Source organism: Pseudomonas sp. 43(2021), assembly GCF_017490805.1.
Classification (GTDB): domain Bacteria; phylum Pseudomonadota; class Gammaproteobacteria; order Pseudomonadales; family Pseudomonadaceae; genus Aquipseudomonas.
The window spans coordinates 250,257-270,059 of sequence record NZ_JAFGYJ010000003.1; the positions used below are offsets into that span (position 1 = coordinate 250,257).

General features: G+C 61.6%; 16 protein-coding genes. 14 read left to right on the forward strand and 2 right to left on the reverse strand.

Features of this window, described 5'->3' with window-relative positions; all coding sequences use genetic code 11:
- The first annotated feature begins 2 nt into the window (after window positions 1-2).
- The 9 genes from sdhA to J5M71_RS04205 all read left to right on the forward strand — a co-directional run bounded on the left by sdhA (window position 3) and on the right by J5M71_RS04205 (window position 13,393).
- The gene (gene sdhA, locus J5M71_RS04165) at window positions 3-1,775 is read left to right on the forward strand and encodes a succinate dehydrogenase flavoprotein subunit (RefSeq protein WP_063912719.1); all 1,773 of its coding nucleotides are present in this window, start codon (window positions 3-5) and stop codon (window positions 1,773-1,775) included.
- An 11-nt stretch (window positions 1,776-1,786) separates the two neighbouring features.
- Complete coding sequence (locus J5M71_RS04170) at window positions 1,787-2,491, forward strand: succinate dehydrogenase iron-sulfur subunit (protein WP_063912718.1); 705 nt, start codon at window positions 1,787-1,789, stop codon at window positions 2,489-2,491.
- Between the two features lie 245 nt (window positions 2,492-2,736).
- Complete coding sequence (locus tag J5M71_RS04175; protein WP_063912717.1) at window positions 2,737-5,568, forward strand: 2-oxoglutarate dehydrogenase E1 component; 2,832 nt, start codon at window positions 2,737-2,739, stop codon at window positions 5,566-5,568.
- Window positions 5,569-5,610: 42 nt separating this feature from the next.
- The gene (gene odhB / locus J5M71_RS04180) at window positions 5,611-6,831 is read left to right on the forward strand and encodes a 2-oxoglutarate dehydrogenase complex dihydrolipoyllysine-residue succinyltransferase (protein ID WP_063912716.1); all 1,221 of its coding nucleotides are present in this window, start codon (window positions 5,611-5,613) and stop codon (window positions 6,829-6,831) included.
- A gap of 93 nt (window positions 6,832-6,924) precedes the next feature.
- Window positions 6,925-8,361, forward strand: coding sequence for a dihydrolipoyl dehydrogenase (gene lpdA / locus J5M71_RS04185; RefSeq protein WP_013973439.1), 1,437 nt, complete (start codon window positions 6,925-6,927; stop codon window positions 8,359-8,361).
- A 172-nt stretch (window positions 8,362-8,533) separates the two neighbouring features.
- The gene (gene sucC / locus J5M71_RS04190; protein ID WP_003254205.1) at window positions 8,534-9,700 is read left to right on the forward strand and encodes an ADP-forming succinate--CoA ligase subunit beta; all 1,167 of its coding nucleotides are present in this window, start codon (window positions 8,534-8,536) and stop codon (window positions 9,698-9,700) included.
- On the forward strand, window positions 9,700-10,584 hold the full coding sequence (sucD, locus tag J5M71_RS04195; RefSeq protein WP_004376004.1) for a succinate--CoA ligase subunit alpha: 885 nt from the start codon (window positions 9,700-9,702) through the stop codon (window positions 10,582-10,584). The genes sucC and sucD overlap by 1 nt, the downstream gene beginning before the upstream one ends.
- A gap of 481 nt (window positions 10,585-11,065) precedes the next feature.
- The gene (gene brnQ / locus J5M71_RS04200) at window positions 11,066-12,379 is read left to right on the forward strand and encodes a branched-chain amino acid transport system II carrier protein (RefSeq protein WP_015271095.1); all 1,314 of its coding nucleotides are present in this window, start codon (window positions 11,066-11,068) and stop codon (window positions 12,377-12,379) included.
- 264 nt (window positions 12,380-12,643) lie between these two features.
- Window positions 12,644-13,393: a DUF599 family protein gene (locus J5M71_RS04205; RefSeq protein ID WP_207830100.1), complete on the forward strand. Its 750-nt coding sequence runs from the start codon at window positions 12,644-12,646 to the stop codon at window positions 13,391-13,393.
- 68 nt (window positions 13,394-13,461) lie between these two features.
- Here the strand turns inward: J5M71_RS04205 and J5M71_RS04210 are convergent, their stop codons facing one another.
- Complete coding sequence (locus J5M71_RS04210; protein ID WP_063912714.1) at window positions 13,462-13,773, reverse strand: hypothetical protein; 312 nt, start codon at window positions 13,771-13,773, stop codon at window positions 13,462-13,464.
- Between the two features lie 153 nt (window positions 13,774-13,926).
- Between J5M71_RS04210 and J5M71_RS04215 the strand changes: the two genes are divergently transcribed.
- The 4 genes from J5M71_RS04215 (at window position 13,927) to J5M71_RS04230 (ending at window position 17,661) form a co-directional block, all read left to right on the forward strand.
- Entirely contained in the window at window positions 13,927-14,403 is a 477-nt protein-coding gene (locus J5M71_RS04215; RefSeq protein WP_063912713.1) for a PaaI family thioesterase, read from the forward strand.
- Window positions 14,400-14,882 (forward strand): PaaI family thioesterase, encoded by a 483-nt coding sequence (locus tag J5M71_RS04220; protein ID WP_207830103.1) that lies wholly within the window; start codon window positions 14,400-14,402, stop codon window positions 14,880-14,882. The genes J5M71_RS04215 and J5M71_RS04220 overlap by 4 nt, the downstream gene beginning before the upstream one ends.
- A gap of 70 nt (window positions 14,883-14,952) precedes the next feature.
- Entirely contained in the window at window positions 14,953-16,857 is a 1,905-nt protein-coding gene (htpG, locus tag J5M71_RS04225; RefSeq protein ID WP_207830106.1) for a molecular chaperone HtpG, read from the forward strand.
- 78 nt (window positions 16,858-16,935) lie between these two features.
- Window positions 16,936-17,661 carry a dienelactone hydrolase family protein gene (locus J5M71_RS04230; RefSeq protein WP_207830109.1) on the forward strand — a complete coding sequence of 242 codons (726 nt, stop codon included), beginning with the start codon at window positions 16,936-16,938 and terminating at the stop codon, window positions 17,659-17,661.
- Between the two features lie 31 nt (window positions 17,662-17,692).
- On the opposite strand, the gene J5M71_RS04235 is transcribed toward J5M71_RS04230, so the two are convergent.
- Window positions 17,693-18,556 (reverse strand): pirin family protein, encoded by an 864-nt coding sequence (locus J5M71_RS04235; RefSeq protein WP_207830111.1) that lies wholly within the window; start codon window positions 18,554-18,556, stop codon window positions 17,693-17,695.
- A gap of 117 nt (window positions 18,557-18,673) precedes the next feature.
- Between J5M71_RS04235 and J5M71_RS04240 the strand changes: the two genes are divergently transcribed.
- Complete coding sequence (locus tag J5M71_RS04240) at window positions 18,674-19,672, forward strand: amidohydrolase family protein (RefSeq protein ID WP_207830113.1); 999 nt, start codon at window positions 18,674-18,676, stop codon at window positions 19,670-19,672.
- Window positions 19,673-19,803: the final 131 nt, after the last annotated feature.

Genomic DNA, 19,803 nt, shown 5'->3' on the forward strand with positions numbered 1-19,803 from the left:
CCATGGCTAGCATTCCAACCATTTCCTTCGACGCCATCATCATCGGTGGCGGCGGTGCCGGCATGCGCGCTGCGCTGCAGCTGGCTCAAGGCGGTCACAAGACTGCCGTGGTCACCAAGGTCTTCCCGACCCGTTCGCACACTGTATCCGCCCAGGGCGGCATCACCTGCGCCATCGCTTCGGCCGACCCGAACGACGACTGGCGCTGGCACATGTACGATACCGTCAAAGGCTCCGACTACATCGGTGACCAGGACGCTATCGAATACATGTGTCAGGAAGGCCCGGCTGCGGTCTTCGAGCTGGACCACATGGGCCTGCCGTTCTCGCGTACCGAAACCGGTCGCATCTACCAGCGTCCGTTCGGTGGCCAGTCCAAGGACTTCGGTAAAGGTGGCCAGGCCGCCCGTACCTGTGCTGCTTCCGACCGTACCGGTCACGCGCTGCTGCACACCCTGTACCAGGGCAACCTGAAGGCCGGCACTACCTTCCTCAACGAGTACTACGCTGTTGACCTGGTGAAGAACCAGGACGGCGCGTTCGTCGGTGTGATCGCGATCTGCATCGAAACCGGCGAAACCATGTACATCAAGTCCAAGGCCACCGTTCTGGCCACTGGCGGTGCCGGTCGTATCTACGCCTCCACCACCAACGCCCTGATCAACACCGGTGACGGTATCGGCATGGCGCTGCGTGCAGGCGTGCCGGTGCAGGACATCGAGATGTGGCAGTTCCACCCGACCGGCATCGCCGGGGCCGGTGTACTGGTTACCGAAGGTTGCCGCGGTGAAGGTGGCTACCTGATCAACGCCCACGGCGAGCGCTTCATGGAGCGTTACGCGCCGAACGCGAAAGACCTGGCCGGCCGCGACGTGGTTGCCCGTTCCATGGTCAAGGAAATCATCGCCGGCAACGGCGTGGGCCCGAACAAGGACCACGTACTGCTGAAGCTGGACCACCTGGGCGAGGAAGTGCTGCACAGCCGCCTGCCAGGTATCTGCGAACTGTCCAAGACCTTCGCCCACGTCGACCCGGTGGTCGCGCCGGTTCCGGTCGTACCGACCTGCCACTACATGATGGGCGGCGTTGCCACCAACATTCATGGCCAGGCCATCACCATGGACGCCGAAGGCAAGGACCACATCATCCCGGGTCTGTTCGCCGTGGGTGAAGTGGCGTGCGTATCGGTCCACGGTGCCAACCGTCTGGGTGGCAACTCGCTGCTCGACCTGGTGGTATTCGGTCGTGCCGCTGGCCTGCACCTGGAAAAATCGCTGTCCGACGGCGTGGAATACCGCGACGCCAGCGACACCGATATCGATGTTGCCCTGAACCGCCTGAACAAGCTCAACGAGCGTACCACTGGCGAAGACGTTGCCAGCCTCAAGCGCGAACTGCAGAGCTGCATGCAGAACTACTTCGGTGTATTCCGTACTGGCGAATACATGCAGAAGGGTATCGAGCAGCTGGCCGGCCTGCGTGACCGTATTGCCAACGTCAAGATCAACGACAAGTCCCAGGCCTTCAACACTGCGCGTATCGAAGCGCTGGAGCTGCAGAACCTGCTGGAAGTCGCCGAAGCTACCGCCATCGCGGCCGAAGCCCGTAAAGAGTCCCGCGGCGCTCACGCCCGTGAAGACTTCGAAGACCGTGACGACGAAAACTGGCTGTGCCACACCCTGTACTACCCGGGTGAGAAGCGCGTTGCCAAGCGCGGCGTCAACTTTGCGCCGAAGACTGTTCCAGCCTTCGAACCAAAAGTCCGGACTTACTAAGGGTGGCTGCTATGTTGAAAGTCGAAGTTTATCGTTACAACCCGGACACCGACTCGGCGCCAAAAATGGAGTCGTTCGACGTCGATACCGGCGGCAAGGACCTGATGGTTCTCGATGTGTTGGCGCTGATCAAGGAAAAGGACGAAGGTTTCTCGTACCGTCGCTCCTGCCGTGAAGGCGTTTGCGGTTCCGACGGCATGAACATGAACGGCAAGAACGGCCTGGCCTGCATCACCCCGCTGTCGGCGGTGGTGAAGGGCAACAAGCTGGTTCTGCGCCCGCTGCCGGGCCTGCCGGTCATTCGTGACCTGGTCGTCGACATGAGCATCTTCTACAAGCAGTACGAGAAGGTGAAGCCGTACCTGCAGAACGACACCCCGGCGCCGGCCATCGAGCGCCTGCAGTCGCCAGAAGACCGCGACAAGCTGGACGGCCTGTACGAGTGCATCCTGTGCGCTTGCTGCTCGACTTCCTGCCCATCGTTCTGGTGGAACCCGGACAAGTTCCTGGGCCCCGCCGCACTGCTGCAGGCCTATCGCTTCCTGGCCGACAGCCGTGACACCAAGACCCAGGAGCGCCTGGCGTCCCTGGATGACCCGTTCAGCGTATTCCGCTGCCGCGGGATCATGAACTGCGTCAACGTTTGCCCGAAAGGTCTGAACCCGACCAAGGCAATCGGCCACGTACGTAACATGCTGCTGCAAAGCGGTACCTGATACAAAGTGTTGTACCTGCAGTAAGCCGAGGTGCGGGTGGTGAGCCCGCACTGCGGTAAAACCCGAACAAGGGCCCACAAAGCCTGCGTTCATTACCTATGAAGATATGAGACCAGCAGGGGCTTCCGGGCTGGTACCCGGAAAATCAGCAGGATCCAAGTGGCGTGGTTCAGTCGCTGTATTCGGACTTTTCCAGGTTTGCTGTGGCTCTCGCCGATCAGTCCCCTAACCGAGGGTGACCAAGCATGCAAGAAAGCGTGATGCAGCGCATGTGGGAAAGCGCCCACCTTTCAGGTGGTAACGCTGCATATGTGGAAGAGCTTTATGAGCTCTACCTGCACGACCCTAACGCTGTGCCAGAAGAGTGGCGCACCTACTTCCAGAAGTTGCCCGCCGACGGCAGCACCGCTACCGATGTATCGCACTCGACAATCCGCGACCATTTCGTACTGCTGGCAAAGAACCAGCGCCGCGCCCAACCGGTATCCGCCGGGAGCGTGAGCAGTGAACACGAGAAGAAGCAGGTTGAAGTTCTGCGACTGATCCAGGCCTATCGTATGCGCGGCCATCAGGCTGCCAAGCTCGACCCGTTGGGGTTGTGGCAGCGTCCTGCGCCCGTAGACCTGTCGATCAATCACTACGGCTTGACCAATGCCGATCTTGATACGACCTTCCGTGCCGGCGACCTGTTCATCGGCAAAGAGGAGGCGAGCCTACGCGAGATCTTCGAGGCGCTCCAGAAGACATATTGTCGCACCATTGGCGCCGAGTTCACCCACATCGTCGATTCCGAGCAGCGCAGCTGGTTCCAGCAGCGCCTGGAAAGCGTGCGCGGCCGTCCGGAGTTTTCCGCTGACGTGCAGGCCCATTTGCTCGAGCGCGTAACCGCCGGTGAAGGCCTTGAGAAATACCTGGGCACCAAGTACCCGGGCACCAAGCGTTTCGGCCTCGAGGGCGGCGAAAGCCTGATCCCGATGCTGGACGAGATGATCCAGCGTTCCGGTTCCTACGGCACCAAGGAAGTCGTGATCGGCATGGCCCACCGTGGCCGTCTGAACGTTCTGGTCAACACCTTCGGCAAGAACCCGCGCGAGCTGTTCGACGAGTTCGAAGGCAAGAAGATGAACGAGCTGGGCTCCGGTGACGTGAAGTATCACCAGGGCTTCTCCTCGAACGTGATGACCCCGGGCGGCGAAGTGCACCTGGCCATGGCGTTCAACCCGTCCCACCTGGAAATCGTCTCGCCAGTGGTCGAGGGTTCGGTGCGCGCCCGTCAGGACCGCCGCAACGACACCGTTGGCGACAAGGTGCTGCCGATCTCGATCCACGGCGACGCAGCGTTCGCCGGCCAGGGCGTGGTCATGGAAACCTTCCAGATGTCGCAGACCCGCGGTTTCAAGACCGGCGGCACCGTGCACATCGTGATCAACAACCAGGTTGGTTTCACCATCAGCAACCCGCTGGACGCGCGCTCCACCGAGTACGCCACCGACGTTGCCAAGATGATCCAGGCGCCGATCCTGCACGTGAACGGCGACGACCCGGAAGCCGTGCTGTTCGTGACCCAGCTGGCCATCGACTACCGCATGCAGTTCAAGCGTGACGTGGTCATCGACCTGGTCTGCTACCGCCGCCGCGGCCACAACGAGGCCGACGAGCCGAACGGCACCCAGCCTCTGATGTACCAGCAGATCAGCAAGCAGCGCACGACGCGTGAATTGTACGCCGAGGCACTGATCCAGGCCGGCCGCATCGATGCCGAGCGCGCCCAGGCCAAGATCGACGAATACCGCAGCGCGCTGGACAACGGCCTGCACGTGGTGAAGAGCCTGGTCAAGGAGCCGAACCGTGAGCTGTTCGTCGACTGGCGTCCGTACCTGGGCCATGCCTGGACCGCGCGTCACGACACCCGCTTCGACCTCAAGACCCTGCAGGAACTGTCGGCCAAGCTGCTGGAGATCCCGGAAGGCTTCGTCGTCCAGCGCCAGGTCGCCAAGATCTACGAAGATCGCCAGAAGATGCAGGCCGGTGGCTTGCCGATCAACTGGGGTTATGCAGAGACCATGGCCTACGCCACCCTGCAGTTCGAAGGTCACCCGATCCGCATGACCGGTCAGGACATCGGCCGTGGCACCTTCTCGCACCGTCACGCGGTGCTGCACAACCAGAAGGACGCCAGCACCTACGTACCGCTGAAGAACCTGTTCCCGGGCCAGCCGCAATTCGAACTGTACGACTCCTTCCTGTCGGAAGAAGCGGTACTGGCCTTCGAATACGGCTACTCGACCACCACGCCGAACGCGCTGGTGATCTGGGAAGCCCAGTTCGGTGACTTCGCCAACGGTGCGCAAGTGGTGATCGACCAGTTCATCACCAGCGGCGAGCACAAGTGGGGCCGTCTGTGCGGTCTGACCATGCTGCTGCCACACGGTTATGAAGGGCAGGGCCCGGAGCACTCCTCCGCGCGCCTGGAGCGTTACCTGCAGCTGTGCGCCGAGCACAACATCCAGGTCTGCGTACCGACCACCCCGGCCCAGATCTACCACCTGCTGCGTCGCCAGGTCATCCGTCCGCTGCGCAAGCCGCTGATCGTCCTGACGCCGAAGTCGCTGCTGCGCCACAAGCTGGCCATCTCGACCCTGGAAGACCTGGCAGAAGGTTCGTTCCAGACCGTCATCCCGGAAATCGACAGCCTCGATCCGGCCAAGGTCGAGCGCCTGGTCCTGTGCGGCGGCAAGGTTTACTACGACCTGCTGGAAAAACGCCGTGCCGAAGGCCGCGAAGACATCGCCATCGTGCGTATCGAGCAGCTGTATCCGTTCCCTGAGGACGACCTGGTCGAAATCCTGGCGCCTTACACCAACCTCAAGCATGCGGTCTGGTGTCAGGAAGAGCCGATGAACCAGGGCGCCTGGTACAGCAGCCAGCACCACATGCGCCGTATCCTGGGCCGCCTCAACAAGGCACTGGTCCTGGAGTACGCCGGCCGCGACGCTTCCGCCGCGCCAGCCTGTGGTTACGCATCGAAGCACGCCGAGCAGCAGGAAAAACTGCTGCAAGATGCCTTCACTGTTTAATGCCTTCGCGCACCTGAAACCGAATTTAAGGAAACACAGATAATGGCTATCGAGATCAAAGCCCCAACCTTCCCGGAATCGGTTGCCGATGGCACCGTTGCCACCTGGCACAAACAGCCGGGCGATGCCGTCAAGCGTGACGAGCTGATCGTCGACATCGAGACCGACAAGGTCGTCCTGGAAGTGCTGGCCACCGCCGATGGCGTGCTGGGCGCCATCGTCAAGGGCGAGGGCGACACCGTCCTGTCCGACGAAGTGCTGGGTTCGATCGTTGAAGGCGGTGCTGCCGCCGCTGCACCAGCTGCCGCCCCGGCCGCTGCTGCCCCGGCTGCCGCTGCTGCCGACGCTGGCGAAGACGACCCGGTTGCCGCCCCGGCCGCGCGCAAGCTGGCTGAAGAGAACGGCATCGACCTGGCTACCGTTGCCGGCACTGGCAAAGGTGGTCGCATCACCAAGGAAGACGTCGTCGCTGCCGTCGCCAACAAGAAGTCGGCGCCTGCTGCGGCTGCCAAGCCTGCCGCTGCTGCCGCTGCTGCCCCGGTTGTGGTTGCCGCTGGCGACCGCACCGAGAAGCGTGTGCCGATGACCCGCCTGCGTGCCAAGATCGCCGAGCGTCTGGTCGAAGCCCAGTCGAGCATGGCCATGCTGACCACCTTCAACGAAGTCGACATGACCGAAGTCATGGCCCTGCGTTCGAAGTACAAGGACCTGTTCGAGAAGACCCACAACGGCGTACGCCTGGGCTTCATGTCGTTCTTCGTCAAGGCTGCCACCGAAGCCCTGAAGCGCTTCCCGGCTGTCAACGCCTCGATCGACGGCAACGACATCGTCTACCACGGCTACGCCGACGTCGGCGTTGCCGTGTCCAGCGACCGTGGCCTGGTGGTACCGGTACTGCGTAACGCCGAGTCGATGAGCCTGGCTGAAATCGAGAACGGCATCGCCACCTTCGGCAAGAAGGCCCGTGACGGCAAGCTGGCCATTGAAGAGATGACCGGCGGCACCTTCACCATCACCAACGGTGGTACCTTCGGTTCGATGATGTCGACCCCGATCGTCAACCCGCCGCAGGCCGCTATTCTCGGCATGCACAACATCATCCAGCGCCCGATGGCCATCAATGGCCAGGTAGTGATTCGCCCGATGATGTACCTGGCGCTGTCGTACGATCACCGCCTGATCGACGGCAAGGAAGCGGTAACCTTCCTGGTCACCATCAAGAACCTGCTGGAAGATCCGTCTCGCCTGCTGCTGGACATCTAACCCTCTGGCTGCGTACCGTGCCGGCCCTGGCTTCGCAGGAAGCCATGCCGCGCGGTCCGCGGCTTGTAGCTTGTAGCTGATAAGGAATCTTTTATGACCCAGAAATTCGACGTAGTGGTGATTGGTGCAGGTCCTGGCGGCTATGTGGCTGCCATCAAGGCCGCACAACTTGGTCTGAAGACTGCCTGTATCGAGAAGTACACCGACGCCGAGGGCAAACTGGCCCTGGGCGGCACCTGCCTGAACGTAGGTTGCATTCCTTCCAAGGCGCTGCTGGACAGCTCCTGGAAGTACAAGGAAGCCAAAGAGAGCTTCAACGTCCACGGTATCTCCACTGGCGAAGTGAAGATGGACGTCGCCGCGATGGTTGGCCGCAAGGCTGGCATCGTCAAGAACCTGACCGGTGGCGTTGCCACCCTGTTCAAGGCCAACGGCGTAACTTCGATCCAGGGCCACGGCAAGCTGCTGGCAGGCAAGAAAGTCGAAGTGACCAAGGCTGACGGCACCACCGAAGTCATCGAAGCCGAGAACGTGATTCTGGCTTCCGGCTCGCGTCCGATCGACATTCCGCCGGCTCCGGTCGACCAGAACGTCATCGTCGACTCCACCGGCGCCCTGGAATTCCAGGCCGTGCCGAAGCGCCTGGGTGTTATCGGTGCTGGCGTGATCGGCCTGGAACTGGGCTCGGTATGGGCTCGCCTGGGTGCTGAAGTCACCGTTCTGGAAGCCCTGGACACCTTCCTGATGGCTGCCGACACCGCAGTGTCGAAAGAAGCCCAGAAGACCCTGACCAAGCAAGGCCTGGACATCAAGCTGGGCGCGCGCGTCACCGGCTCGAAAGTCAACGGCAACGAAGTCGAAGTGACCTACACCGACGCCAACGGCGAGCAGAAGATCACCTTCGACAAGCTGATCGTCGCGGTCGGCCGTCGCCCGGTGACCACTGACCTGCTGGCTGCCGACAGCGGCGTGACCATCGACGAGCGTGGCTACATCTTCGTCGACGACTACTGCGCTACCAGCGTGCCGGGCGTCTACGCCATCGGTGACGTGGTGCGCGGCATGATGCTGGCCCACAAGGCTTCGGAAGAGGGCATCATGGTGGTCGAGCGCATCAAGGGCCACAAGGCCCAGATGAACTACGACCTGATCCCGTCGGTCATCTACACCCACCCGGAAATCGCGTGGGTCGGCAAGACCGAACAGGCCTTGAAGGCCGAGGGCGTTGAGGTTAACGTGGGCACCTTCCCGTTCGCGGCCAGCGGCCGTGCGATGGCTGCCAACGACACCGGTGGTTTCGTCAAGGTCATCGCCGATGCCAAGACCGACCGCGTCCTGGGTGTACACGTGATTGGCCCATCGGCTGCCGAACTGGTGCAGCAGGGCGCAATCGCAATGGAATTCGGCACCAGTGCCGAGGATCTGGGCATGATGGTCTTCAGCCATCCGACCCTGTCCGAAGCGTTGCATGAAGCAGCGCTGGCAGTGAATGGCGGCGCCATTCACGTGGCCAACCGTAAGAAGCGTTAATTATAAGAAACCACGGCGGGCTGCCCGTCGTGAGTCTTGCGTGCATGACTCACCGCGGAAAGTCCGCCGGACCGGATCACACGGGAAAACCCGGGGTCAACGGTCACAGGTGGTGCGGCGCCAGTGATGGCGCAGCGCCGAAGCGCAGTACCTAACGAAGACGGTAAAAAGCATGAATCTTCACGAGTATCAGGGTAAGCAGCTGTTCGCTGAGTACGGCCTGCCAGTTTCCAAGGGTTTCGCTGTCGATACCCCTGAGCAAGCTGCAGAAGCCTGCGACAAGATCGGCGGGAACGAGTGGGTGGTAAAAGCCCAGGTTCACGCCGGTGGTCGCGGTAAAGCGGGCGGTGTCAAGCTGGTTCGCAGCAAAGAAGACGCCAAGGCGTTCGCTGCACAGTGGTTGGGCAAGAATCTGGTTACCTACCAGACCGATGCCAACGGTCAACCCGTCTCCAAGATTCTGGTCGAATCCTGCACTGACATCGCCAAAGAGCTGTACCTGGGCGCTGTAGTCGATCGTTCGAGCCGCCGTATCGTGTTCATGGCCTCCACCGAAGGTGGCGTGGACATCGAGAAAGTCGCTCACGAAACGCCTGAGAAGATCCTCAAGGCCACCATCGACCCGCTGGTCGGCGCTCAGCCGTTCCAGGGTCGCGAGCTGGCATTCCAGCTGGGCCTGGAAGGCAAGCAAGTTCAACAGTTCGCCAAGATCTTCGTGGGTCTGGCCAAGCTGTTCAAGGATCACGATCTGGCCCTGCTGGAAGTGAACCCGCTGGTGATCAAGGCCGACGGCGACCTGCACTGCCTCGATGCCAAGATCAACATCGACGCCAACGCCATGTACCGTCAGCCGAAGCTGAAAACCTTCCACGACCCGTCGCAGGACGACGCCCGTGAAGCCCACGCTGCCAAGTTCGAACTGAACTACGTTGCCCTCGAAGGCAACATCGGCTGCATGGTCAACGGTGCCGGCCTGGCCATGGGTACCATGGACATCGTCAACCTGCACGGCGGCAAGCCGGCCAACTTCCTCGACGTTGGCGGTGGTGCTACCAAAGAGCGCGTTACCGAAGCGTTCAAGATCATTCTGTCCGACAGCAATGTCGCGGCCGTACTGGTCAACATCTTCGGCGGCATCGTTCGCTGCGACATGATTGCCGAAGGCATCATCGGTGCAGTGAAAGAAGTCGGCGTCAAAGTTCCGGTCGTCGTTCGCCTTGAAGGCAACAACGCCGAACTGGGCGCTAAAGTACTGGCAGAAAGCGGTTTGAACATCATTGCGGCAACCAGCCTGACCGACGCTGCTCAACAAGTTGTCAAAGCTGCGGAGGGCAAGTAATGAGCGTCCTGATCAATAAAGACACCAAAGTCATCTGCCAGGGCTTCACCGGCTCGCAGGGTACTTTCCACTCCGAACAGGCCATCGCCTACGGCACCAAGATGGTCGGCGGTGTAACCCCAGGCAAGGGTGGCACCACCCACCTGGGCCTGCCAGTGTTCAACACTGTGAAAGAAGCTGTAGAAGCTACCGGCGCTGACGCTTCGGTCATCTACGTTCCGGCTCCTTTCTGCAAGGACTCGATCCTGGAAGCTGCCTTCGGCGGCATCAAGCTGATCGTGTGCATCACCGAAGGCATTCCTACCCTGGACATGCTGGATGCCAAGGTCAAGTGCGACGAGCTGGGCGTGACCCTGATCGGCCCTAACTGCCCAGGTGTCATCACCCCGGGCGAGTGCAAGATCGGCATCATGCCAGGCCACATCCACCTGCCAGGCAAAGTCGGTATCGTTTCGCGTTCCGGCACCCTGACCTACGAAGCTGTGAAGCAGACCACCGACGCCGGTTTCGGCCAGTCGACCTGCGTCGGCATCGGCGGTGACCCGATCCCGGGCTCCAACTTCATCGACATCCTGAAGCTGTTCCAGGAAGACCCGAAGACCGAAGCGATCGTCATGATCGGTGAGATCGGCGGTTCGGCTGAAGAAGAAGCCGCGGCCTACATCAAGGCCAACGTCACCAAGCCTGTCGTTTCCTACATCGCTGGTGTTACTGCACCTGCGGGCAAGCGCATGGGCCACGCTGGCGCCATCATCTCCGGCGGCAAGGGCACTGCGGACGAGAAGTTCGCCGCCCTGCAGGACGCTGGTGTGAAGACCGTGCGTTCCCTGGCTGACATCGGCAAGGCCCTGGCCGAGCTGACTGGCTGGGAAGTCAAGAAGTAATACTGCTACACCCCCCCACGCGCACAGAGGCCACCTTCGGGTGGCCTTTGTCGTTTCCGGGGTTTGGGTATTCCTGGGTCGGCCCCTTCGCGGGTAAACCCGCTCCCACCGGAAATCACTAACCTTGAGCATTGTGAAGTACCTGTGGGAGCGGGTTTACCCGCGAAGAGGCCAGTACAGTCAGCAAGGATTTTTCGATGGGTTTGATAGGGTTTTTCACGCAGACGAAAGTTTCAATGCGAGGATAATCCCCCTGTCCCGGTTGCACAGACGACAAACAGATACGCACATCGGACAAGCAGCACTGTGCCAGTGCGTTTAAGTGACAAAACAGTTACCCTACGCGCTCACTCTGTGCCCGTCCCCCAAAAGGGAACGACACGCTAAACGGGTCTGGCTTATCAAGCCGGGCAGCATTTCCCCCACCCCATGGGGAAATCCCTTCTCGAATCCCGATTTCAGCAGTGTGGTACTACCTTAAATGAAAGTTTTAAAAGGCCAGGACATTCTGGCACTTGGCTTTATGACGTTTGCGCTTTTCGTAGGCGCGGGCAATATCATCTTCCCGCCTATCGTCGGCCTGCAGTCTGGTCCGCACGTGTGGATGGCCGCCCTGGGCTTCCTGGTTACTGCCGTGGGCCTGCCGGTCATCACCGTGGTTGCCCTGGCCAAGGTCGGCGGCGGCATGGATGCCTTGAGCAGCCCCATCGGCAAGTTCTTCGGTGGCCTGCTGGCGGCCGTGTGCTACCTGTCGGTCGGCCCGCTGTTCGCCACCCCGCGTACCGCGACCGTGTCGTTCGAAGTGGGTGTTGCACCGCTGACCGGCGAAAGCCCGCTGGCGCTGTTCATCTACAGCCTGGTGTACTTCCTGGTGGTACTGGCCGTGTCCATGTACCCGGGCAAGCTGCTCGACACCGTGGGTCGCTTCCTGGCGCCGTTGAAGATCATCGCCCTGGCGGTGCTGGGCATCGCTGCCTTCGCGCTGCCTGCCGGCACCATTGGTGAAGCGCAGCCGGCCTATGCTGCCGCGGCGTTCTCCAAGGGCTTCTCCGATGGTTACCTGACCATGGACACCCTGGGTGCCCTGGTGTTCGGTATCGTCATCGTCAACGCCATCCGCTCGCGCGGTGTCGAGTCGCCGAAGCTGATCACCCGCTATGCCATCATTGCCGGCCTGATCGCCGGTGTCGGCCTGGCCCTGGTGTACATCAGCCTGTTCCGCCTGGGCGCCACCAGCCACGAAATCGCGGCTGACGCCACCAACGGTGCGGCGGTACTGCATGCCTACGTGCAGCACACCTTCGGCTCGTTGGGCAGCGGCTTCCTCGCCGTGCTGATCGCGCTGGCCTGCCTGGTGACCGCGGTTGGCCTGACCTGCGCCTGCGCCGAGTACTTCAGCCAGATCCTGCCGCTGTCGTACCGCGCACTGGTGGTGATCCTGGCGGGCTTCTCGCTGCTGATCTCCAACCTCGGTCTGACCAAGCTGATCATGTTCTCGATCCCGGTGCTCACCGCGATCTACCCGCCGTGCATCGTGGTGGTCGGGCTGAGCTTCGTGAAGGACCTGTGGAACTCGCCAACCCGCATCCTGGCGCCAGTGATGCTGGTGTCGCTGCTGTTCGGCATGGTCGATGCGATCAAGGGCAGCAGCATTGCCCACGTGCTGCCGGACTTCATGGCGCACCTGCCGCTGAGCGACCAGGGCCTGGCCTGGCTGGTGCCTTCGGTGGTGACCCTGGTTGGCGCCGTGGCCTGCGACCGCATGCTCGGCAAGCCGCGCGAGGCGCTGGCCTGATAGTCGAAGCCTGAGGGCGGCACCGGCCACAAGCCGAAGGGTGCTCGCCAAGGGTGGAAACTTCAAAGCCCCGTATCCGAGAGGATACGGGGCTTTTTCTTTGCCTGTACCAGAATTGGCGCTGTACCTGTGGGAGCGGGCGTGCCCGCGGAGAGGCCGGGATGAGCAGTGCAAATATCAGGATGGATGTGTGCCTTTTGCCGCTTGCCAGCGTCGAAATCCGGTCCCTATCCTTCAGGTATCTGGCCCTCTCGGGAATCCTGCATGAACTTCATCCAAAGCAACTTCAACAACCTGTTGGCCATCGCCTGGTTCGCCCTGTGCTGGGGCGGGTACACCCGCTATGCCATCTGGAAGGGCCGCGATACCGCGTGCCTGGCCAGTGTGCTGCACCTGTACCGCGAAGACTGGATGCGCCGCATGCTGCTGCGCGACAACCGCATCGCCGATGCCAGCGTGATCGGCAACCTTGAGCGCAACGCCTCGTTCTTCGCCTCCAGCACCCTGATCATCCTCGCAGGCATCCTCACCGTGCTCGGGGCCTCCGACCGGGCGCTGTCGCTGCTGGCCGACCTGCCGCTGGTGCAGCAGACCTCCCAGGGCATGTCGGAGATCAAGCTGCTGTGCCTGGCCATGGTGTTCGTCTACGCCTTTTTCACCTTCAGCTGGTGCATGCGCCAATACAACTTCGCCGCAGTACTGGTGGGCTCGGCGCCGATGATCGGCGAACGGCTGGTCAATGAACTGGAGCGCAAGGCATTCGCCTCGCGGGCGGCTCGGGTGCTGTCACTTGCCGCCAACCAGTTCAACTTGGGCCTGCGTTCCTATTACTTCGGCATGGCCATGTTGAGCTGGTTCATCAGCCCTTGGTTGTTCATGGTCATGAGTGTCGGGGTAGTGCTGATTCTGTATCGCCGCGAGTTCCATTCGGATGTGCTGGATGTGATGGTGTTCACACCGACTGAAAGTATCTCGATCGAACCTGCCAAGGAAACCACCGCAGCGGGTACCTGAAACGTTTAATCCATAAGTTTCAGGCACAAAAAAACCCGACAATTGTCGGGTTTTCTTGTTTTAGCCGATTACTGCTTGGCAGGTTCGGCCGGTGCAGCTGGGGCAGCTTCTGTTGCCGGGGCGGCTGGCGCGGCTTCTGGAGCCGGAGTAGCCGGAGCGGCTTCTTCGGCAGCCTTCTGCTCGGCTTCGGCCTGATCTTTGGCGGCTTCGGCGTTTTCCTTGGCAGCCTCGTTCATCTTATCCTGAGCTTCGCCCGCTTTTTCCTGGGCTTGTTCGGCGTGTTGCTGTGCGTCCTGGGCTTTGTCTTCGCTCGCTTTATCGCAAGCGGCCAGGCCCATGGCTGCGGCCAGCATCAGAGCAAAAGCAAAAGGTTTACGCATGGGGGTGTTTCTCCTTGGTGGAATAAGTGACTTGTTCCTTCGAGTGCAACTACGCGGAATAAGTTCCGCGAAGATTACACATATATAACGCCCCGTTCTATATGGACTTTTTAACGATTTTATGCGCTGCGGCAGTGCGCGTGGAAACAGCCTATGAGCGAATCGACCTTGATGGCCATGGCCGAGCGTTTTCTCTCGGCCCTGAAACATTGTCAGTTGTTGCAAATGCGCGTGGCGCAAACCAATGCCGATGGCATGACTCTGGTCCTGCCCTGGTCGCCGGCCATCGTCGGCAACCCGCAGACCGGCGCCGTGCATGGCGGCGCGCTGACCACGCTGATGGACACCACCTGCGGCATGGCCACGCTGTGCGTGCTGCCGCGCTTCGAGGTATGCCCGACACTGGACCTGCGCATCGACTACATGCACCCGGCCGAGCCCGGCAAGGACATCTACGGCCACGCCCAGTGCTACCGGGTCACCCGCGATGTCATCTTCACCCGTGGCACGGCCTACCAGGACGACCCCGCCCAGCCGATCTGCCAGGTGGTGGGCACGTTCATGCGCCTGGGCCAGGAGATCAAGGGTGGCATCCGCTTCGGCAACAGCCTGAAGGAGGGCGGGGCATGATTCCACGCGAGGTTCGCCAACAGCTCAACGCCGCCCACGCGGTGGGCGACTATCGGCCTTTGCTGGCGCTGATCCCCTATGCCGGCCTGATCGGCATCGAATGCGAGCGCGAAGGCGATGACCTGCTGTTCCGTCTGCCAGCCAGCCAGGACAACATCGGCAACCCGCTGCTGCCGGCCATCCACGGTGGGGTGATCGCGGGCTTCATGGAGCTGTCGGCAGCGCTGTACCTGCTGATCTTCAGCGAGAGCGCGAGCATTCCGAAGATCATCGACTTCTCCATCGATTACCTGCGTGCCGGGCACTTTCGCGATACCTACGCCCAGTGCCAGCTATGGCGCCAGGGGCGGCGGGTGACCAATGTGGCCATCACCGCCTGGCAGGGTGACAGGCAGTCGCCGATTGCCACGGCTCGCGCACATTTCAAGATCGAACCGGAAAAGCCCTTGAAATCATCCGGGCAGCCCCCATCTGCATGACATCCGCCGCTAACGCAGGCCGAACCGGCCGCCAGGCGTCAACTGCCATCAGATCGGAGTTTTGAAGACCATGAGTGTGGAGACTCAAAAAGAAACGCTGGGCTTCCAGACCGAGGTAAAGCAGCTGCTGCACCTCATGATCCATTCCCTGTATTCGAACAAGGAGATCTTCCTGCGTGAATTGATCTCCAACGCCTCCGACGCCGCCGACAAGCTGCGTTTCGAGGCCCTGGCCAAGCCAGAGCTGTTCGAAGGCGACGCCGACCTGAAGATTCGCCTGAGCTTCGACAAGGACGCCGGTACCGTGACCCTCGAGGACAACGGCATCGGCATGAGCCGCGAAGACGTCATCGCCCACCTGGGCACCATCGCCAAGTCCGGCACTGCCGACTTCATGAAGAACCTCACCGGCGACCAGAAGAAGGACTCGCACCTGATCGGTCAGTTCGGTGTGGGCTTCTACTCTGCGTTCATCGTGGCCGACAAGGTCGATGTGTACAGCCGCCGCGCTGGCCAGCCGGCCGCTGAAGGCGTGCACTGGTCGTCGAAAGGCGAAGGCGAGTTCGAAGTCGCCACCATCGACAAGCCACAGCGCGGTACCCGCATCGTTCTGCACCTGAAGAAGGACGAACAGGAGTTTGCCGATGGCTGGCGCCTGCGCAACGTGGTCAAGAAGTATTCCGACCACATCGCCATGCCGATCCAGCTGCCAAAGGAGCAAGCAGCCGCCGAAGGCGAAGAACAGCCGGCCGAAGAGTGGGAAACCGTCAACCGCGCCAGCGCCCTGTGGACCCGTCCGCGTACCGAGATCAAGGACGAGGAGTACCAGGAGTTCTACAAGCACATCGGCCATGATTTCGAAAACCCGCTGACCTGGAGCCACAACAAGGTCGAAGGCAAGCTCGAATACAACTCGCTGCTGTACGTGCCGGCCCGCGCGCCGTTCGACCTGTACCAGCGCGAAGCGCCACGCGGCCTGAAGCTGTACGTGCAGCGCGTGTTCATCATGGACCAGGCCGAGTCGTTCCTGCCGCTGTACCTGCGCTTCATCAAGGGTGTGGTCGATTCCAACGACCTGTCGCTGAACGTGTCGCGTGAAATCCTGCAGAAAGACCCGATCATCGATTCGATGAAGACCGCGCTGACCAAGCGCGTGCTGGACATGCTGGAGAAACTGGCGAAGAACGAGCCCGAGCAGTACAAGGGCTTCTGGAAGAACTTCGGCCAGGTGCTGAAGGAAGGCCCGGCCGAAGACTTCGCCAACAAGGAAAAGATCGCCGGCCTGCTGCGCTTCGCCTCCACCCAGGACGACAGCGGCGAGCAGAGCGTCGCGCTGGCCGACTACCTGGCCCGCGCCAAGGAAGGTCAGGACAAGATCTACTACCTCACCGGCGAGTCGTACGCGCAGGTCAAGAACAGCCCGCACCTGGAAGTCTTCCGCAAGAAAGGCATCGAAGTGCTGCTGCTGACCGACCGTATCGACGAGTGGCTGATGAGCTACCTCAACGAGTTTGACGGCAAGGCCTTCGTCGACGTCGCCCGTGGCGACCTGGACCTGGGCAAGCTGGATTCGGAAGAAGACAAGAAGGCCCAGGAAGAAGTCGCCAAAGACAAGGAAGGCCTGGTCGAGCGCCTGAAAGGCGCGCTGGGTGACAGCGTGGCCGAAGTGCGCGTGTCGCACCGCCTGACCGACTCGCCGGCGATCCTGGCCATCGGTGAGCAGGACCTCGGCCTGCAGATGCGCCAGATCCTCGAAGCCAGCGGGCAGAAGGTACCGGAGTCCAAGCCGATCTTCGAGTTCAACCCGACCCACCCGCTGATCGAGAAGCTGGACAACGAGCAGAGCGAAGACCGCTTCGCCGAACTGTCGCACATCCTGTTCGATCAGGCGGCCCTGGCGGCCGGTGACAGCCTGAAGGACCCGGCGGCTTACGTTCGTCGCCTGAACAAGCTGCTGGTCGAGCTGTCTGCTTGAGTTGATGCATAGGAAAGCCCGCTTCGGCGGGCTTTTTCATGACTGCCTTTTTCATGACGAGTGCCAAAGGAGTGCTTGATGAGCAAAGTAATCGTCGAATCGCTGGTTTATCACCTGTCCGGCAAGACCTACGAAAGCCGTCTGGTCCATGAGCCAGGGGCGCTGGGCCGCCCAGGCCTGGTGATGGCACCGAACTGGATGGGTATTGGCGAAGGGGCAGAGCGCATTGCCAAGGAAGTGGCCGAGAAGGGTTATGTGGTGCTGATTGCCGACCTGTATGGGCAATCGGTGCGCCCGTCCAATGCCGACGAAGCTGGCGCGGCGATGATGCCGTTGAAGAACGACCGGGGCGAATTGCGCAAGCGCATGCAGGAAGCCCTGGCGCAACTGTTGGGGCAGTCGAAGGCGCTGCTGGAGCCGGGCAAGGTGGGCACGTTTGGCTTCTGCTTTGGTGGCTGCTGCGCCCTGGAGTTGGCCCGTACCGGTGCCGATCTGCGTGCGGCGGTGTCGTTCCATGGCACGCTGGACACGCCGAACCCTGAAGATGCCAAGCGCATCAAGGGCTCGGTGCTGGTGCTGCATGGCGCTTCCGATCCGCTGGTGCCGAAGGAGCAGTTGCCGGCGTTCGAGGCGGAGATGAATGCGGCCAAGGTTGACTGGCAATTGCTGAGCTATGGCGGCGCGGTGCACTCGTTTACCGACCCGAGCGCCAACGTGCCGGGCAAGATGCAGTATGACCGGCGTACCTCGGAGCGGGCGTTCCGCTCAATGCACAACCTGCTGACCGAAGTGTTCCAGCGCTGACATTGCAGGGGGCCGCAGAGCGGCCCCCAAATCAGCGCGGCAGCTCGATCCTCGAAGTTTCCCCCGGCACCACCGGCCAATCCCCCGCAGCCCACCTGGCTCGGGCCTGTTCGATCAGTTCCACATCACTGGCGACAAAATTCCAGTTCATCCGCCGCGGCCCATCCAGTGGCGCGCCACCAATCAGCACCAACTGGCACTCACTTTCCGCGTACAGCGTCACCTCTTCGCCCTCCGGTAGCACCACCAGGCTGCACGGCTCCACGTCCTCATCGTTCATCATCAGCTCACCATCGAGCAGGTACAGCGCCCGCTGCGCATGCTCATTCGGCACCAGCAAGGTGGTTGCCGGCTGCATCCGCACATGCGCGTAAAGGGTAGGGGAGAGTACTGGCACCGGCGATTCCAGGCAGAACCCGCTACCGGCAATCATGCAGATGCGCACCCCGAGGCTGTCACTGACCGGCAGGCTCGCCGCCGGGTGATGACTGTAGCTGGGCGCGCCTTGCTCATGTTCGCGCGGCGAGGCCAGCCATACCTGCAACCCGTGCAGGCGTGAACCATGGGCCAGGGCATCTTCAGGCGTGCGCTCAACGTGGGCCACGCCGCTGCCAGCCGTCATCCAGCTGACATCACCAGGTAGCACCCGCTGGTCCGAGCCAAGGCTGTCCTTGTGCAGGATTGCCCCTTCGAACAGGTAGGTCAGGGTCGACAGGCCGATATGCGGATGCTGGCGGATGTCCATGCCATGCCCCGGGGCATAGTCGGTTTCGAGCATATGGTCGAAAAACACGAACGGGCCGACGCTGCGGCACTGGGCCGATGGCAGCGGGCGCAGGATCGGCTGGCCCTCGACCGATTCGGCGCGTGGGCGGATGACCAGGGGGCTGCTCATGGGTGCGGCTCCAGACGAGGTGGAAGTGCTTCAAGCATAACGGTTTGCCTGTTGTGGCTGAACCGTCTCGTTGGCCTGCCGGTCTACTCTTTTCGTACTCGAAGAAGGAAGCTGCCGATGTTTGCCAGAGCGCTGGCCTGCCTGCTGTTGTCCGGTTGTATGTGCCAGGCCCAGGCACGCGACTACCGCTACAGTGATGCCCACCTGCACTATGTCGACTTTTTCCAGGAAAGCGAGGGCATGCCGGCGTTGATCAAGGCCATGGATGCTGCGGGCATCGAGCAGTCGATGATCTCCGGCATCCCGGTGGCCAAGAAATGGCACGAGGATGAGCCCAAGCGCCCGCGCTATTACGCCGGGGATGACGCCGAAGCCTACTGGTACAGCGCCACCGACACCTACGTGGCCGCGGCGCTGCAGAAATTGCCCGACGAGCAGCGCCGGCGCTTTCATCCGTTCCTGGCCGGCTTCAACCCGGTGGACAAGAACGCTGCCAGCCATATCGAGCGCATGCTCGAACTGTACCCGGGGCTCTGGCAGGGCATTGGCGAGGTGTTCACCCGCCACGATGACCTGACGGCACTGACCAGCGGTGACACGCCGCGCGCCAACAACGAAGCGATGACACGTATCTACCACCTGGCGGCCGAGCGCGACCTGCCGGTGCTGCTGCATTCCAACATCACCTCCAAGCGTGAGCGCAACCCGCTGTACCTGGCGGAGATCGAAGAGCCGCTGCGCAATCACCCGCACACGCGGTTCATCTGGGCGCATGCCGGCAGCAGCATGGAGATACACCGGCACCAGACGCAGATGGATTTTCTGCTGCCGGTGCTGACGCGGTTGCTGGAGGACTACCCGAACCTGTATGTCGATTTGTCGTGGAGTGTGCTGGAGCCTTATCTGCTGGATGACCAGGGGGAGCCGCGCAAGGAGTGGCTGGCACTGGTCGAGAAGTATCCGGAGCGTTTCATGCTGGGTTCGGATGTGGTGGGGCGGTTTGACAGCCTTGGGGAGCAGATGCACGGGTTCAGGCCGTTTCTGGATGCATTGCCGGAACAAGTTGCCAACAAAGTGGCCAGGGAGAATTTTCTGGCTGTGTTGCCTAAGCAATAGTATTTCGCCTGTGCCGGCCCTTTCGCGGGTAAACCCGCTCCCACAGGTACAGCGCCAGTTTCAAGAGCAGCGCGGTCCCTGTGGGAGCGGGTTTACCCGCGAAAGGGCCGGCACAGGCGATACAAATGAAA